Source organism: Chloroflexota bacterium (genome assembly GCA_026710945.1).
Taxonomy (GTDB): domain Bacteria; phylum Chloroflexota; class UBA11872; order VXOZ01; family VXOZ01; genus VXOZ01.
The window spans coordinates 1-15728 of sequence record JAPOQA010000056.1 but is presented as its reverse complement, the minus strand read 5'-3'; the positions used below and the strand labels follow the sequence as shown (position 1 = coordinate 15728).

Genomic DNA, 15728 nt, shown 5'->3' with positions numbered 1-15728 from the left:
CTCTATCCTCCGCAGGCGCAGGGAACTTGCGAGGAGCTGCCCCTAGTACGAGAGGACCGGGGTGGACGCACCGCTGGTGTACCAGTTGTCTCGCCAGAGGCATTGCTGGGTAGCTACGTGCGGAATGGATAACCGCTGAAAGCATCTAAGCGGGAAGCCAGCCTCAAGATTAGGTTCCCCACTCTCGCTGCATTGCGGCGAGAGGTAAGACCCCAGAGAGATTATCTGGTTGATAGGCCGCAGGTGTAAGCGCGGTAACGCGTTCAGCCGAGCGGTACTAATGGTCGAGGACTTAGCCGCGCTTCTAATTGGCAAATTTGGAGTTCTGCAATCTGTGAGTCATTCTCTAAGCGCGGGAATGCTCTCACCTTGGTCAGCTATCTTTGGCGTGCAAGCACGCTAAACACACTCAATCAAGACTTGCGCATTGTTCACGACTGCACATTGACATAACGCGTCGTTTCTTGATGTGCGCTTGCCGCAGCACATTGCGTGGCAGTGCATCTACGACACGTTTCCATATTCCAGTCAAGAATTCCTTGGGTGACAAGGCGAGGGAGGTACACCCGTTCCCATCCCGAACACGGTAGTTAAGCCCCTCAGCACCGACGATACTTCACGGGCGACTGTGTGGGAAAATAGGCCGTTGCCCAAGGATTTTTGAATCTCGGCGAGATCGCGCGGGCGCAACCTGAATGTTCAACAGAATACTTGATCTGCAATGACCATCCATGATGTTCGGTCTGCTCATGAATTGGACCTTCACGAGCTAACCTGGCAAGAAGCTCTGCAAGACTTTATCGGGTTCTATAATGAATGGCTCCAAGGCTCTGCAGGTGGCCCGGCCGCCGCCGTGGACGTTATTCACGGCTACGGTTCGGCCGGATCCGGCGGCGTGCTGCGCAAGCGGTTGCAACAGTTCTTGGCACGGCAGGCGGATGAGGGGCGCTTGGAATTCACTCCGGGCGAGTATGTAGACTCTAACCTCGGTCACACCGTAGTGCGGCCAATCGCACCCCTCCCTGAGGCCCACGAGCTGCTCGCGGCAGAGGTGTATGCCTACTGCGAACGCCCACGCACCCTCAGCAAGATAACCGGCAAGTTTCGCCGCCGCGGCGAACCCGCCGTGAAAGCCGCCATTGACTCCCTGGTCAGACAGCGGCGCTTACGCTCGTATGGCAAAGGCAGCCGCAAAGCGTACGAGGCAATCTAGTCCAGGGGATAGAATCTTAAGCATGCAGGATTGAGCAGGCGAAGTGACCGATGAAGCACGCGGTCGTGATTGAATGGGAGCCGCAGAACTCTTCGGCGTTTGACCCGGATCTTCCCGGGTGCGTGGCTACCGGCGAGGCACAAGAGGAAGTTACGCAGAACATACATCAGGCGATCGCCTCCTACCTGGTAGGCACGCGAAAGGACGGCATACCGAGTCCGCAAGCGTCAACTATGTTGATCGAGGTGCAGACGCAGAGTGTCCGGTAGGAGTGAAGTGCAAGATCACTCGTGAAAATGTGCGGCTACGATGGCCAGTGGCGGCTACGGGTTGGCAGATGGCGCGTGTGCGCTACACAATGGAACTTATGAGCTTTACTCTATTGATCATCCGCGTACTCTTCCAAGGAAGTGCGCACTGCGAGTAGGAGAGGTTATTCCTCTCCTTTGTTTTTCTGTCTGCAACAGGATTATTGCCGCGGCGGTTCTACATTGCAGAATTGAAGGCTCCAATCGCGCACACTAGTTTAGAGCAAGGGATCGAATCACATGTGGCAAACTCACGAGACTCCGCTTGGCATTCACTTAGTTAGCAGCGTGGTCAATCCGCCTGAGTACCGGCACGGCAAGTATGCATTGCGGCAGGTGCTGGAAGTGGACGCGGCGCAGGTGGCGCGTACGGCAGGGGCGCGGAAGCCGCGGTCCTATCGTCGCGGGGGATCCAAGTCATCTGGGCAGAGCACGTCGGAGAATGAGAGTGTGAGTGGCGCGACCGGGGACAGCAATCCGCCGGACCTGCGGCGGATGGTGTTTTGGGATACGGAGACGACCGGACTGGGTGGGCCGGGGACGTATGTCTTTCTGGTGGGATTGGGGTACTTTGAGGACGATGCATTCGTGGTGCGGCAGCATTTCATTCGCAGCCCGGAGGAAGAGCCCGCCATGCTGCAGGCAGTCGCGGAGGCGTTGCCCCAATGGCCGACGATGACCACCTTCAACGGGGCCAGCTTCGATCTGCCGCTGTTACGCGCGCGCTTGAAGACCCACAAAATCAAGATGGATGTAGGCAATGTCCTTCATTGCGATTTGCTCTACGGCGCGCGTCGCCTCTGGCAACGGAGTCTGCCGGATTGCCGCCTGCAGACACTCGAGAACCACATCCTTGACTTCAAACGGCAGGACGATGTGCCCTCGGCCGAAGTTCCGGGCATGTACTTCAAGTTCCTCGAGAATGGTGACCTCTCCAGCCTCGATGGGGTCTTCCACCACAATGTGCTCGACATAATCTCCCTCGCCGGTCTCATGATCGCGATGCACGAGCAGGTGGTGGAAACGTCGCGGAAAAGTGGCGATTAGAGCGATGTGTGCGCGTTGCGGACCCACGTGCGATAGGCTCTCAGTTGCATCGCCGCTGTCTTGAGCAGCATAGATTAGGCACTCCCCTAGGCGGAACTGTAAGGCCTCCTGTATCCGGATTCCGACTATTGCCGGAAGTGTAAGCATTGAATTACTCGTCGACAGAATCCGCTTTCCATCGGGTGGTGTTAGCCAGTTATGTGATTTCGAGCGCAGCAAGAAGCCTGGAATTTTCGTCTCTCGTAGTCCAACGGGTTGATAGCTCTAGATTCCTCTCTGCGCTGCGCTCCGACCGGAATGACAGGTGCCCAAGGCACTCACAAAATTGCGGATAATGTGATATGCGTCCATGGAATACACACCACTCCGCTCCGCTTCTCTTATTCTGATATCTGTCGACCAGTCACCTGACACATTCAGGTTTGGCGAGTCGATAGCCGGCGATTCTCTTGGTTACATAAAGCAAGACCGCTACTCTCTGCGCTTCGACAGGCTCAGCGCGAACGGTAGGGCAGGCTCAGCGCTAATGACAGAAGGGGTTCCACTGGGCGTGATGGTTTGGTCCTATGGGATCGCATTAAGAGACCCAATAGGGACCGCATGAATGGTTGCAACGTGGATGACGCCTTGGCCCACTCCGAAGGTAATGATCTGGTATCTTGTTCAACCACCCTGTCAATTAGAACGCCTGTTGGCAGCCATAGGGATTTCGCCGCATTGATTCTGCTTGACGACTCTGGGCAGAGAGAGTAACGTAAGGAACACTAGGGCTACAGTAGTGGCTCTGAGTGGTTAATGGTTAGCTACATGCTTTCAAGGAGGCAATGGCAATGCAGTCTGAGTACGAAGAAAGAATTCCTACTGGTGTGACTCGTCGGAACCTGCTGGCGGGCATCGGCCTTGGCGGGCTGGGCGTGACCATCCTGGCGGCTTGCGGCACGGCGACCGCGATGCCGGGAGGCGAAGCCGAAGCCAAGGAGGAGATGGCGGAAGAGAAGCAGGCGGAAGAGGCTCCTGTGGTCGAGGAAGTTACGATCCAGTACTACTCTTGGTTCTCTGAGCGAGACCTGGGCAATGTAGAGACCGTCATGCTGAACCCGTTTGCCGAGGCCAACCCGGGCGCTACCGTAGAGCTCGTTGTGGCCCCAGGCAGCTTGGTAGGGCAGGGCATCGAGCTGACGACAATGTTGGCCGGCGGTGTCCTGGTCGATTGCTTTATGTGCCTTGCGCCGCCCTTGTATGTGCGCAATGGCCTCGTCCAGCCGCTGGATGACCTCATCAAGCGCGACAACTACGACATGACGCAGTTTGCCAGAGACGGCCGCACGACGTTCTCCTCATTCGAGGGCAAAGTTTACGGCCTGACCACCTACCATCACGGTGAGGCGATTGCGCTGCTCTACAACCGGCAACTGTTTACTGATGCCGGCGTTGACGAGCCTTCGGAGGACTGGGACAACTCGTGGACGTGGGATGAGTTCCGTGACACGATGCAGCAGCTTACCAAGGAATCCGGCGGTAAGTTCACCCAGTACGGCCTGGACCGGGTCGGCATCAACTACTATCCCAATACGCCCATGCTCTGGGACGGCGCCTGGATTTCGGATGACTTCCAGTCGATCACCTGCGATTCGCCGGAAGTGATCGAGGCCTATGAGTCCTATATTGCGCTGCAACTCCAGGACAGAAGTTGGCCCTCACGCGATCAGGCCAATGAGAATTTGGGTGAGCCCGGCGCGGGTTTCACTCACTTCACCCTCGGCAAAACCGGCGTGATCAAGATGGGTTCCTGGCAGCTTGGCGGGTACCGCGACACGACGGATATCGACTGGGCGTTCACGCCATTCCCGAGGGCCGCGTCCTCACTGCCTGAGTTCAAGATCTGGGGCTATGGGGTTGGCACCCAGTCAAAGGCAACCGATTTGGCCTGGGAGTTTGTCAAGTTCCATATTCCCGAGGACCGCTGGGCCCTGCTTACCAGTAACATCCCGGCGCGTCTGGAAGGCGCGGAGAAGTTCCTGCGTGATCTGTATCAAGAACGCCCGGGTGTGCGCGTCGATGCCTTCGTAAACTCGCTCCCGCTCGGCGGCAACGGCGGTGATCCCGCGCTCGTTACTTCAGCGTGGCCACGGATGCTCGAAGAAGCGGTCCGGCCGCTTTGGGGCGACATGATCGCCGGCACGGTGGCCCCGGCCGACGGCCTGAAGAACGTCAAGCCGATTTTGGAGAATATCTTGGCGGAAGAGGCAGCCAAGTAAGCCTAGCCAAGAGTTCATCTACTCGGTCTTGCACCAGGCTTAGCGCTTGACCATAGAAGGAGCCGCCCCAATCGGGGCGGCTCTCTCTTTGTTCTGTAAAGGGAATTGAAGTCTTGGCAGCTACACTGGCACTTTGTTGCTAGTCCTCCGCCAAAATGTGCACTCACACATGTTCCGCGAACCAGGAAAGCATCTGCTTCCACGCGTCATTGGCGGACTCGGCATGATAGCGCGAACTGGTGTCGTTGTGGAACGCGTGGTTGGCGTTGGGGTAGATGATCTTTTGGAAGGTCTTGTCGTGCTCCTGCATCGCAGCTTCAATCGCCTCGATACCGGCGTTTATGCGCCGGTCTTGCTCAGCGTAGATGGCAAGTACTGCCGCCTGGATGTTCGGTACATCTGCCAGGGGCGGATTCGGTCCATAAAACGGCACGGCCGCTTTTAACTCTGAGATCTGTGTGGCGCAGCGCCAGGTGACGCCGCCGCCGAAACAGAAGCCGGTCATGCCAAGGCGGTTGGGTGCTACAAATGCCTGGGACTGCAGGAATTGCAGCCCGGCCATGAAGTCATCCACGAATTGCTGCGGCGGGATGTTACTCAGCAGCCCAGGTGCGCTGGAAGCACCACCGGCCGCCTCCGTGCCGCCTTGCCGCGATAGCATGTCGAGCGCAAGCGCCACGTAGCCGTCTCTGCCGAATCGTCGGGCAACGTCCCGAATGTGCTCATTCAACCCCCGGTTTTCGTGGCACACCAGCACGCCGGGGAACGGGCCGTCGCCAGCCGGGCCGGCCAGGTACCCAAGCAGCGTCACGTCTCCTACTGCGATCTCTACCGCACGTGCATCGATGCTAGGATCGTCCGGAGACACAGTAACGCCTGGCGGCAAGTCTTCCGAGGCTGCCATTTCTGTCGTTGGCGAAGGTTGCTCGGCTGCGGATTCCGTGGCAGAATCCGGGGCAGCTTCCTGCTCTTCCGGAGCCCCGCAGGCCGCGAGGATGCTACTGGCAAGGGCCACGCTGCCGGTGATCCCCGCGATGCGCTGGAGCGCTTCCCGCCGGTTGATCTCACCCTCTTGATAGTCTTCTATGAACTCTTCGAGAATGTAATCGCGCAAGCTGGTATCCTGACCGGCGCCATTCTTCCCTGCATTTGCCATATCTCGCACGTTCATAGTCAACCTCCGGGGGCATGAATAGACAGTTAGTTTGTTGGACACCCTACCGTGTTTGCCTAAGAGTAGCCTGAGCGCGCAAGCCTCAGGCGGCGTTCGTCGCTCTTCGGCGCAGTCGTTCTACCCCACGGGATCTGCTCGATGGCGCACGGCATCCGCCAAAGCACGATTCACAAGGTGGGTGTAAATCTGGGTTGTGGAAAGGCTGGAGTGGCCGAGGAGCTCCTGGATTACACGTAGGTTCACGTCGTTTCGCAATAGGTCCACCGCAAAGCCATGTCGTAACGCGTGGGGCGCCAGATGCCCCACACCGGATCTTCGGGCATGTTGCGTAATGATCTTGCGTACCATGCGTGGCGAGAGCCGCTTCTCCCTGTCCTCGGCGTCATCCTCAGCGGACTTGCCGGGACGATAGCGAATGAAGAGCGGTGGAAAATCGTCTTCACGGGTGGCCAGATACTCGCGCACCGCCAATTGCGCGCCTTGCTGTAGAAAGACCGGCCGGTCTTTGTCGCCTTTGCCCCGAATGATGATCTGCAGCAGTTGGTCGGCGCCGAGACGCTCTAACGGCAGATCGGCACGGTCGAGCGCGCAGAGTTCCGCCAAGCGCAGCCCCGTAGAGAAAAAGAGCATGACGAGCGCACGATCACGTCTCCCCTGGGAGGAATCCTGTGGGATGGAACGGAAGAGGTGCACGATGTCTTCAGCGGTAGGGACGTTGCGCGGCGCGTGGCGCTGCAATTTTGGGAGTTGCACCTTGTCGTAAGCAAGTACGGCGCGATCCTCATGCAAGCTAAAGTAACGGAGCATACTGCGCAGGCACGATGCATACTTTGCGAGAGTCGACGCGCTCGTATGTGTGCGCTTCCAGGCCAGGAATGCCGTGATTACGGGCAACGTGAGGTCTTCAACACATGTCACGGGACGGTTCGTTCTTGTGCAGTAGGAAACGAAGTCTCTAAGCATCTGCTCATAGGTCCGAACCGTTTGAGGGGAACGGTTGAGATAACCGCAGTAGTCAAGAAATTGACTACAGTCCTGCCAGAGAGGTGGCGACTCAAGAGTAGTCATAAGAGAGTCCTAACTGGAAGCCGGAGAAAGCATGTGAAGACGCAAGTAGTTGTCAGCGTTCCACGTGACTGTTTGGATGAGAACTGGCTGGCTTGGACTATAACCGTCAATTGGCAGAGTTGAGATGCACCTAAAGAGATTGCTGAATTCGTGGCTGAGAAACGCTTGGGAACCGCACTAGATCACCGAGATCAGTCCAGATGGCAAAGTGCGCATAGAGACAATGCGAAATCGCAACGGCAGATGCGGCAGCACTTCAATGGGCCGCGCAGAACTGTTACGTAGAATTATGCATGACAAATCTCGCTGGAACAGGAGAATTCAATCTGCCTGCTCCAGCGGGATGGGTAATCGTCTATTCCTCTTCCTTGGGGAAGAGCACGACACGAATGTAGCGGTCAAGAGTTAGGTAGCGTTCGGCTGCTGCCGACACTTGGTCTAAGGTCACAGCATCCAAACGGTCTAAGTAACTATTGATCACGGCAAAGTCTTCGCCGCGCTGTAGTACAGATCTGATTTGGCCCAGCCAGAAGGAATTCTCCTCGACTTGCTCCTCTCTGGATGAACGGAAGAGCTCTTTGGAAGTGTCGAGATACTTCTGTTCGCCGCCATCAATCAGCCAGTTCAGCTCTCGCTGGATTGCGGCAAAGAGTTCCTCAACGCGATCGGGATCGCTGCCAAAGTAGGCGTATACTTGGTACTCGGAGTCTGGGATTGAGGAGGTTGAGGCGCTAACGCTCACGCCGTACGTGCCGCCGAGTTCCTCACGAATCTCTTCGCGCAAGCGAATTTGGAGAATTTCGCCCATGAGCGCAATAATCAATGCTTCCTGCCGGTCCCACTCCAAGTCCCCGGCGAATATCAAAATCGTCGTGCTCCGTGGCTCGATGCCGAAATAGACTTCCTCGTCTATGAGATCGGACGGTGGATCGATATTGGGGTCTTGCCACTGCTCGGCACGACCGGAAACCGGCAGACTGGCCAAGTACGTCTCGGTCAACGCGCGCAGCGCGTCCCAATCGAATGCGCCCACAAACACAAACGTTGAGTCGCCCACGTCCGCAAAGCGGTCCGTGTACACTGCCAGTGCGCGCTCCATATCTAATTCATCAAGCAACTCGACGGTGAGCGGGCGCCGCCGGTAGTGGTCTTGGAAGAGAATTCTACGTACTTCGTCGAAGAACAGTGTATCCGGGTCCATGAGGCGGTTCTCGGCCGCGTCCTGCAACCTGGTAACGTAGGTCTCAAAGTAAACGGGGTCAATATTCGGGTCGGTGGCGTACAGGGTGATCAGTTGGAACAGCGTCTCCAGGTCCTGCGGCGAAGCACTACCGCCGAATCCTTCAAACTGCGAGCCGATGTAAGGGGACACCGCTACCCGCTTGCCGGCTAAGAGCTTGTCTAGTGCAACGCTGTCATGCGGGCCGGCCCCGCTCCCGGCAACGAGAGAGGCGGCGTGCGTGGCCGAGATATAGTCCTCGTCAGACACGAGCGAGGTGCCTCCCGGACTGAAGGACCGGAAGAGCACTTGGTCGTTGTTGAAGTCGGTCTGCTTGGCGACGACGGTAATGCCGTTGGAAAGCGTCCACTGTACGGCATCGATGGACTCGATCTGCTGCTCCGCCGTAATTGAGCCCTCTGTTGGTATTGACGCTAAGAGAGTCTGGTCCGCGGCTTCATCCTCGTAGCCCGCCACATCAAGCATGTGTGCAGTTACGAGCTGTTGCGTTACTGCCTCTTTCAACTCGTCCTTGGTGCCCGGGCCAATGTCTTCGGGGCCGGTTACCAGCAGGACGGTGTTGCCCGGGTCGCTCCAAGAGTGAGCAAACGCGTCGACCTCACCCAGGGTAATCTGCGGCAAGAGATGCTGGGTCAGTTCCCATTCCATTTCTACGCCCGGGGCGACTGTGCTGCTCAAAAAGTGTTCGATATACTCCTGAGCGAGCGACCGAGACTCCAGTTGACCCCGTCTTTCGAAGTAACTTTCCATAAAGCTAAGCAAATTAGCCTTTTCACGGTCTAGTTCGGATGTCGTGAAACCATGCTGGCGCACGCGCTGCATCTCTTCGAGCATGGCGTTAAGACCGTTTTCGACACCGTCTTTCTCAATAGCGAGCGAGAAGACGAACATGTCCGCAGTGTCCGATAGTCCTCCGCGTCCCGCACTTGCACCGAGGTACGGTGGACTCGGCGTCCGGCTAAGCTCGAACAGCCTCGCGTTGAACATCATGAAAGAGAGCCGCTCGATCAGAATATCCCGGTAGGCTGACAGCGTCACGCCGTAGCCCGAGGGAATCGTGCGTACTAAGAACGTACTCGTGCCCGTTGCCTCGGGGTCCGTAAACACCGTCACGCGCGGTTCAGCGTGGCTCGGCACTGGGTAGCGGGGCCGCTCCGTAGGCGGTTGTATGGCGGCACGCTCTTGCATCGCTTCCCCTTCGGGAGGCGGCGCGAAGTGACGGCGCACGAGAGTTTCCATTTCAGCTACGTCGATGTCGCCGACGACGACTACTGCCATCAGATTGGGTCGATACCAGCGTTCGTAAAAGCCGCGCAAGTCTTCTGCCGTCGCATTCTCTAGGACTTCCAAGAGGCCGATAGGCAGACGGTCGGTATAGCGCGAGGAGCCGAATACCAAGGGTATCCAATGGTTGAGGAACCGATCGCTGTATCCCAACCTCGTGCGCCACTCTTCAATGACCACACCGCGTTCCTTTTCAACCTCTTCCGGATCGAACGAGATGGCGTAAGCCCAATCGCTGAGGATCTGGAACGCAGTTTCCAGGACTTCCGCATCTTCGGTCGGGACCTCAAGTTCATACGTCGTGGTATCAAAGCCGGTGGAGGCGTTGAGGTCCGGGCCAAAGTTGACGCCGAGAGACTCGAGGTACTCGACGATCTGCTGTTTTTCAAAGCGTTCAGTGCCGTTGAAGGCCATATGCTCGGCGAAGTGCGCCAGCCCACGCTCCGATTCTTCCTCAAGGACGGAACCGGCCCGCACGACCATCATCAACTGCACGCGGTTCCTGGGCTCTTCGTTGTGCCTGATGTAATAGGTCATGCCGTTGCTCAGCGTGCCATGCGTCACCACAGGATCAAGCGGCAAAACCGAATCGGGCGTGAGCTCCGCAACCGGTATGGGTGTCGGTGCAGCCGGCTCAGGCGGCGGTGTAGGTGCGGGAACTTCTGTGGCAACCGGCGGGGCAGTTGGCGCAGGTGGGGGTTCCGCTACAGGCTGAACGCTACACCCAGCTAACACCACTGCTATCGACGCGATTAACACGCCAAAGAGAATTGACCTTACAAATTTAGACACCACCTTCTCCTTACTGTGTCCACCTCAAAGCGACAATGCAATCTGCATTGCAGCCCGGTACTTCGCCGTACCATGGCTGCGCAACGTGCAGTGTTTACCACTATCTGGCTATTCCTACCAAAGTCTCACTCTTGCTATTTAATTATCAAACGGTAGGCAGGAAGCTGAAAGAATCGCATAGCGCCATCAATCGTGACGCCCAGAATTAGCAGCATTAGCCCAGTCAATACCGAACTGAAAGCCGCCAAACCCAATCACACTCAGCACTATCCCCAGTGCAAGAGCTATCCGAATTAATTGTAGCATAGCCAGACGACCGAAGTTTGGAGCTCTTGTAGCGGAGTCTAGACTAGTAGCCGCCGAGGCGGAGGCTGCGGTCTTGCAGGGGCAGCTCCATGCGTTGGCCGCTGCGATAGGACTCGCGAATGGCGATGCCGATCTCCAGGGCTTCGCGCCCGAATTCGCCGGGGCAGGACTCTTCCACACCGGCTTCGATTGAGCGGGCGACACCTTCGATGGCGTCAGTCATGGAACTGCGGGGACGCCAAGGGAAGGGGAACTGCCGCTGGTATTCACCATCTAATTCATTTTCGCCTCGTCCCCACAATTCGAACCAGGCGTGGTGGTTGCGGGTGAAGACACGGCCGCGCTCGCAGTTGAACTCCATGCTCCAACTCCGCCAGGGCGCGTGAGAATTGAGAAAACCCAGCACGCCGTTTTCGTAGCCAATCATGCCCGAGCCGCTCTGGTCTTCATTGGTCTTGGCGGTTTCGGGATCGTCCATGTGACCCTGCACCCAGCGCGCGGGAGCGCCAACGAATAGACTAAAGAGGCATAGCGTATGGCTGTGAATGTTCGAGAGCGGCATCGGACTTTGGCAGACCATCGAGCGCAAGGGCCCTAGTTCGCCGCTGTCGATGAGGGCTTTCGCATTCGTGTATGGCGCGTACCAATTGAGGTGGGCGGCGATGGCGAGGATAGTGCCGGTGCGGCGGCAGGCCTCGATCATCGCGTCGGCCTCGGCGGGAGTGCGGCACATGGGCTTGGTGGCATAGATTGCCTTGACACCGGCCTCTGCCAATGCAGTAACCGCCTCTGCGCGTTCCACCGGCCCAGTGGTGACGCAGACAATGTCAGGGCGTTCTTTGGCAACCATCTCGCGCAAGTCGGTGTAGAGGGCCTTCACGCCCCAGCGCTCACCAAAATAGGCCAGCCGTCTCTGATCGTAGTCGACACCGGCAACGAGTTCGACATTGCGCGCTTCAATGATCGCCGGGGCATGGGCCCACGGCCAGGGATAGTGGGGCTTGCCAACGTGCTCGTCGTCAATGGTACTACCCATGCGTCCGCAACCCACCACGGCGGCGCGGTAATGGCCCTTGGGCGCCGAAGCGGCCACTTCCAAGTCCGCACGGGGGCCTTCCCAATCCGGGTCATGCGAACGAACTCTCATGGTGTGCCTCCAAGTTTTCGCAATCCTTTGTTACGGCGAGAGCCTGCTTGGAAAGGCGCATTGCGCAAGACGCGCAACCTATTCGCGCCCAGGTCTGGCATACTCCACGAAACCGCCTGCCCCCACGAGGAGCATGGCCGCGGCAAGGACTAGGGCAAAGACCCAACCTGCACTGATGCCGGTTGCAGTGTCTTCAGAGTCTGTGGGGGACGGTCCTTTCGTTCCCGCCTGTGGAGTTTCACCCTCTCCCAGCGCATCAAGGTCGGCTTGCGCGGCACTCAGGAGGGCGGTGCGGCTGCAAATACTCGCCGTGTAGCTGTCGTCATCGTAATGGCTGTCTGAAGCGTAGACGATGTACTCTTCGCCTTCAACGAACGTGTAGCCGCAGCTGCCGCCGGTCGGGGGCGTCGTGATGTACGTGACTTCGTGGACAGCGCCTTTCCAAACCGTGCTGACTTCAAAGCCGATGGTGGAGCGGTCCTCCGGTGTGACAGTCTTTCCTTCAGGGTCATAGGAGTGCTGCACCACGAAGACTTTGCCCACGAATACCGCGTCAAACTTCGCCAGCTCTTCCGCAGGCGGACCGGGTACCGCACAACTGCAGGCGTACACTTGCTCTGCAAGAAATAAGAAACAAGCGAAACTGAGCATAAAGGCCAATAACACTACATAAATGGGCGCAAATCTGAAGCTAAGTCGCTCATGCCCGGCAATTGAAGTCAGCACTAATTCCTCCTGAACTCTCCGAAGATTCTGCGGTGTTGCACCGCTCGGATACGTTGCTCAAGCTCAGTATATTGCATAGACATGTGAATCGTAAGTGTGCTGGCCGCTCACCATATGCCCAGGGATCTCAGGTATTTCGTGCCCGTGCCAAGGTCATAGAGCTTGCAGGCTAACCAAGAATGTTGGAACATACGCTTGGGGCTAGTGACTGAACAGAAACAAGAATTGAGGTAATTATGCATTTCGTCAGGTTCATTGCCGCATTCGTCGTATACACGGTTATTGACATAGGTTGGAACTTCTCGCCTATTGCGCAGAATATGTACGAGAGTCTGTATGAGGAAAGCGGCAACAATGTGCTCTTTGATAGCTTTGGGAAGCAGCCGGATACGTGGGGCGGGGGTGAGTTTGTCTCCCTGCTGGCGTTTCTCTTGCTGATTGCCCTCGCCAATAGCTACCTTGCAATTGAGCCGGCAGTTAAGGAGCGCAACCTGCGCAAGGCGATGCAGAACAGCTTTGTGCTGGGCTGCGCGGCTTACGCCACGTACATAGTGCCGATCTTCTTGATGCTTGCCACGTGGCCCGGGATCCTGGTGCCTGTGGACATTCTCATTGGAGGCTTACTAAGCCTCATTACCTCAACGGTCGTGACCTATGTGACGTTGCGCCGGACCAGTTCTTAGCGTTGCGCCTTAATCCTTAGCTTTCCAAAGGACAGTTGCATGTGGCAGCAAGGCGCCATTGGTACGGCATTCCGTCCATGCAGGAGTGATTAACGCTGTGGATGAGCTCAGCGACCTTCGCGTTAGGAGGGGCTAGCTTCTGCGCCGGTGTAGAACGCGGTGGTGTTCCGTGCCGCGGCGTGCGCCTTCTCGGTGTCTGTTCCGGCTGCAATTGACGCTTGGGCCCAGCCCTCGCTGCTGCCGGAGATGAAGGCTTTACCTGCCGCTGAAGTGGCAAACTCCATTTCGTCCGGCTTGGTCCAGCCCGGCTGTTCGAGAAGAAGGGTGAGTCCCAGGAAAGCCGTCTCCCAGCCCACGCCGACTGCTCCCGGACCGTATTGGTCCCAAAACGGCGATAGCAGCGCAGTGTGCGTGAGTGACAGTTGCACGCTACCAATTCCAGTTTCCGTAAGGCGCACCTCCACCCAGCTCACGTCCCCGGCAAACTCCCAGGTGAGGGCAAAGTGCGCTTGCGGCTCGCACGCCGTAATCGTACAGCTCGCGTTGCCTTCGATCTGAAATTTCCCCCCAAGTTCTAAGTCTCCGCTGATCCCCGAGAACCAGCGCGGGATGCGCTCCTTGTTTGTCACGGCGTCCCAGAGGTCTGCGGGCGTCGTTGCGATGCTGCGGGCAAGTGTAACCGCGTTCGCGGACTTGCCGTCTCTCTCCAAGTACGACACGGAGCGCTCTAAAGCGCTGAGGTAACTCTCAAAATCGAATTCCATAGTCTCTCCTGTAATCTTCATCGACTCAACTCTGATACACTGTGGCGCACAAGTGTCCGAAATTCGTCGGTAGTAGTTTCCATCATCTCATATACTTCAATTGACTTTGCCAGTAAGAATCTGCCCTAAGCAAACAATCTGTTGAGTTTGGAACATGCACATCGTGGACCTCTCGCAATCGAGAATCATCCGTTCCAGTGGGAAGCCTCATCAATAGTGCTCCTTAAGAAGCCTGTTGACCTCAAACCTAGGGATGGAAGGCGGCTTCTCAACAGCGTTCATCAAATCCCAATAGGAAGTCTCCCCGAGCCTAGATGAAATGCTCTTCGGGTAGCAGTACTCATACCGTGTCAACTCTAAGTTTTCGTCGTATCTACTTGCAATGCTCCGTACTCGCTCAACATGTGCATATTCGTAGATGCCCCATCGTATGTCATTTAGGAACTTTGCAAGCATGGTTGCGTGATACAAGAGAATGTCTTCACCGAAGCGGGTGTAGAAATCTTCCAATGCCATCAGGCACTTATCAATAGGAAAACAGTAGTCGTTTTCTTTTAAGAGTTTCTGTAGTTTTTCTGCCTGTCTGGTTTGCCGTGTAAAGTGATGCTTGCTCATATTGCCGCATATAGTGATGAATTGCTGCCTCTCAATTGCTAGGTCGATCTTCAGATTCAAAGCAGGAAACCATGTTTGTACATTAATTTCTTTTTCTTCGAGCCAGCGTCTAAAGGACTTGACAGCTCCAGATAAGGCTTCCACTTTAGAATCACCCAGCAACGGACTTTCGCCTATTGCGTCCAGCCTTTGAAGGTAATTCCCACAACCACGAAGAAGCTTTTTGTCAGGAGACGATAGGAAATCCACGAGCAAGATGCTGAAATAAGCTTGATGAATTCGAGTTGTGAACTTTACCTCTGCTTCGGACGAATTATCGCAAGAGTAGAAACACATAGTTTCACGATTGACCATATCGTCAATTAAGTCTAGAGATGCCTTCAGGACTATCACTTCGATCTCCAAGTCAGAAAGAGATAACTTCTCCTGGTATGACCTCTGTTTTGCCATATTCTTTGTTTCTCCAGTGTGCCCGAATTGTAGTTTTCAAGGTGTAAAATCCGCGCACTTACTACCGAAATGTATAGGGGTAGTCTCCCTCCAACGTCAACTCCCACTACATAACACTAGAGTTGCTGCTCGCTGGGGAAGCTGTCACAGTAGAGCACATGCGGCTTGTCCTTTATCTCCTCGTACATGTATTCCATCACCACCGCTACTGCATTATCGCTGGGATTGTTACTCGCTGCGTGTTGTGCTGCGGCCTTTAGCCAAATCTCCAGCATGTAGTTCTGCCCTTGGTCAAGCTGGTTCGGGCTTGGCTTTCCATATATGCCAAACCGCTCATACCACCACACAAGATCAACTGCTATTGCCAGCACTTCTTCGACTATGCATTCCTCTTTGGAAGTAGGTGCGCTTCCCTCACGTACAACTTGATGGTAATACGCATGTATAATCTCATGCGCCAGTACTGCTGCCATAAGGTCTAGGCTGAAATCCTGTGCGTACCTCTGATTGAGCACGATACGCTCTCGGTTGGGGTCATAGTGAGCATAGGTACCTTCACGCAATGCCTTCCATTCAACGACTGTGCCAAGCTCTTGCCAAGAGGCCATCAGCCCCTGCCCGGTAGGAGTAGTTGCCATTACCGTTGCCGCCTG

General features: G+C 56.2%; 13 protein-coding genes and 2 rRNA genes. 7 read left to right on the top strand and 8 right to left on the bottom strand.

All coding sequences use genetic code 11. The features are described from left to right. From OXE05_11415 to OXE05_11390, 6 genes are all read left to right on the top strand, one after another. Positions 1 to 300, top strand: a 23S ribosomal RNA gene (locus tag OXE05_11415); the annotation flags it as partial. Between the two features lie 239 nt (positions 301 to 539). Beyond that, positions 540 to 655, top strand: a 5S ribosomal RNA gene (gene rrf, locus OXE05_11410). Between the two features lie 66 nt (positions 656 to 721). Beyond that, complete coding sequence (locus OXE05_11405; GenBank protein MCY4437925.1) at positions 722 to 1213, top strand: Smr/MutS family protein; 492 nt, start codon at positions 722 to 724, stop codon at positions 1211 to 1213. Positions 1214 to 1263: 50 nt separating this feature from the next. Further along, complete coding sequence (locus OXE05_11400; protein ID MCY4437924.1) at positions 1264 to 1482, top strand: type II toxin-antitoxin system HicB family antitoxin; 219 nt, start codon at positions 1264 to 1266, stop codon at positions 1480 to 1482. 279 nt (positions 1483 to 1761) lie between these two features. Beyond that, positions 1762 to 2568, top strand: a complete 807-nt coding sequence (locus OXE05_11395) for a ribonuclease H-like domain-containing protein (GenBank protein ID MCY4437923.1) — start codon at positions 1762 to 1764, stop codon at positions 2566 to 2568. A gap of 830 nt (positions 2569 to 3398) precedes the next feature. After that, complete coding sequence (locus OXE05_11390) at positions 3399 to 4826, top strand: extracellular solute-binding protein (GenBank protein ID MCY4437922.1); 1428 nt, start codon at positions 3399 to 3401, stop codon at positions 4824 to 4826. A 163-nt stretch (positions 4827 to 4989) separates the two neighbouring features. Here the strand turns inward: OXE05_11390 and OXE05_11385 are convergent, their stop codons facing one another. From OXE05_11385 to OXE05_11365, 5 genes are all read right to left on the bottom strand, one after another. Beyond that, positions 4990 to 5997 (bottom strand): dienelactone hydrolase family protein, encoded by a 1008-nt coding sequence (locus OXE05_11385; GenBank protein ID MCY4437921.1) that lies wholly within the window; start codon positions 5995 to 5997, stop codon positions 4990 to 4992. 120 nt (positions 5998 to 6117) lie between these two features. Next, positions 6118 to 7068, bottom strand: a complete 951-nt coding sequence (locus tag OXE05_11380; protein ID MCY4437920.1) for a tyrosine-type recombinase/integrase — start codon at positions 7066 to 7068, stop codon at positions 6118 to 6120. 355 nt (positions 7069 to 7423) lie between these two features. Next, positions 7424 to 10384: an insulinase family protein gene (locus OXE05_11375; protein MCY4437919.1), complete on the bottom strand. Its 2961-nt coding sequence runs from the start codon at positions 10382 to 10384 to the stop codon at positions 7424 to 7426. A 349-nt stretch (positions 10385 to 10733) separates the two neighbouring features. Beyond that, on the bottom strand, positions 10734 to 11837 hold the full coding sequence (locus OXE05_11370) for a Gfo/Idh/MocA family oxidoreductase (GenBank protein ID MCY4437918.1): 1104 nt from the start codon (positions 11835 to 11837) through the stop codon (positions 10734 to 10736). Between the two features lie 78 nt (positions 11838 to 11915). Then, positions 11916 to 12563 carry a hypothetical protein gene (locus tag OXE05_11365; protein MCY4437917.1) on the bottom strand — a complete coding sequence of 216 codons (648 nt, stop codon included), beginning with the start codon at positions 12561 to 12563 and terminating at the stop codon, positions 11916 to 11918. 236 nt (positions 12564 to 12799) lie between these two features. Here OXE05_11365 and OXE05_11360 point away from each other — a divergent pair, with 236 nt between their 5' ends. After that, positions 12800 to 13246 (top strand): DUF2177 family protein, encoded by a 447-nt coding sequence (locus OXE05_11360; protein ID MCY4437916.1) that lies wholly within the window; start codon positions 12800 to 12802, stop codon positions 13244 to 13246. Positions 13247 to 13368: 122 nt separating this feature from the next. Here the strand turns inward: OXE05_11360 and OXE05_11355 are convergent, their stop codons facing one another. From OXE05_11355 to OXE05_11345, 3 genes are all read right to left on the bottom strand, one after another. Continuing rightward, positions 13369 to 14010, bottom strand: coding sequence for an SRPBCC family protein (locus OXE05_11355; protein MCY4437915.1), 642 nt, complete (start codon positions 14008 to 14010; stop codon positions 13369 to 13371). Positions 14011 to 14220: 210 nt separating this feature from the next. Beyond that, positions 14221 to 15075: a hypothetical protein gene (locus tag OXE05_11350; protein MCY4437914.1), complete on the bottom strand. Its 855-nt coding sequence runs from the start codon at positions 15073 to 15075 to the stop codon at positions 14221 to 14223. A 116-nt stretch (positions 15076 to 15191) separates the two neighbouring features. Then, on the bottom strand, positions 15192 to 15728 hold a 537-nt coding region (locus OXE05_11345; protein MCY4437913.1), incomplete at its 5' end, for a hypothetical protein.

What these genes read in the sequence shown, in the direction of transcription:
- OXE05_11405 (MCY4437925.1), top strand. Translation starts at nt 722, where the DNA reads ATGACCATCCATGATGTTCGGTCTGCTCATGAATTGGACCTTCACGAG.
- OXE05_11400 (MCY4437924.1), top strand. Translation starts at nt 1,264, where the DNA reads ATGAAGCACGCGGTCGTGATTGAATGGGAGCCGCAGAACTCTTCGGCG.
- OXE05_11395 (MCY4437923.1), top strand. Translation starts at nt 1,762, where the DNA reads ATGTGGCAAACTCACGAGACTCCGCTTGGCATTCACTTAGTTAGCAGC.
- OXE05_11390 (MCY4437922.1), top strand. Translation starts at nt 3,399, where the DNA reads ATGCAGTCTGAGTACGAAGAAAGAATTCCTACTGGTGTGACTCGTCGG.
- OXE05_11385 (MCY4437921.1), bottom strand. Translation starts at nt 5,997, where the DNA reads ATGAACGTGCGAGATATGGCAAATGCAGGGAAGAATGGCGCCGGTCAG.
- OXE05_11380 (MCY4437920.1), bottom strand. Translation starts at nt 7,068, where the DNA reads ATGACTACTCTTGAGTCGCCACCTCTCTGGCAGGACTGTAGTCAATTT.
- OXE05_11370 (MCY4437918.1), bottom strand. Translation starts at nt 11,837, where the DNA reads ATGAGAGTTCGTTCGCATGACCCGGATTGGGAAGGCCCCCGTGCGGAC.
- OXE05_11360 (MCY4437916.1), top strand. Translation starts at nt 12,800, where the DNA reads ATGCATTTCGTCAGGTTCATTGCCGCATTCGTCGTATACACGGTTATT.
- OXE05_11355 (MCY4437915.1), bottom strand. Translation starts at nt 14,010, where the DNA reads ATGGAATTCGATTTTGAGAGTTACCTCAGCGCTTTAGAGCGCTCCGTG.
- OXE05_11350 (MCY4437914.1), bottom strand. Translation starts at nt 15,075, where the DNA reads ATGGCAAAACAGAGGTCATACCAGGAGAAGTTATCTCTTTCTGACTTG.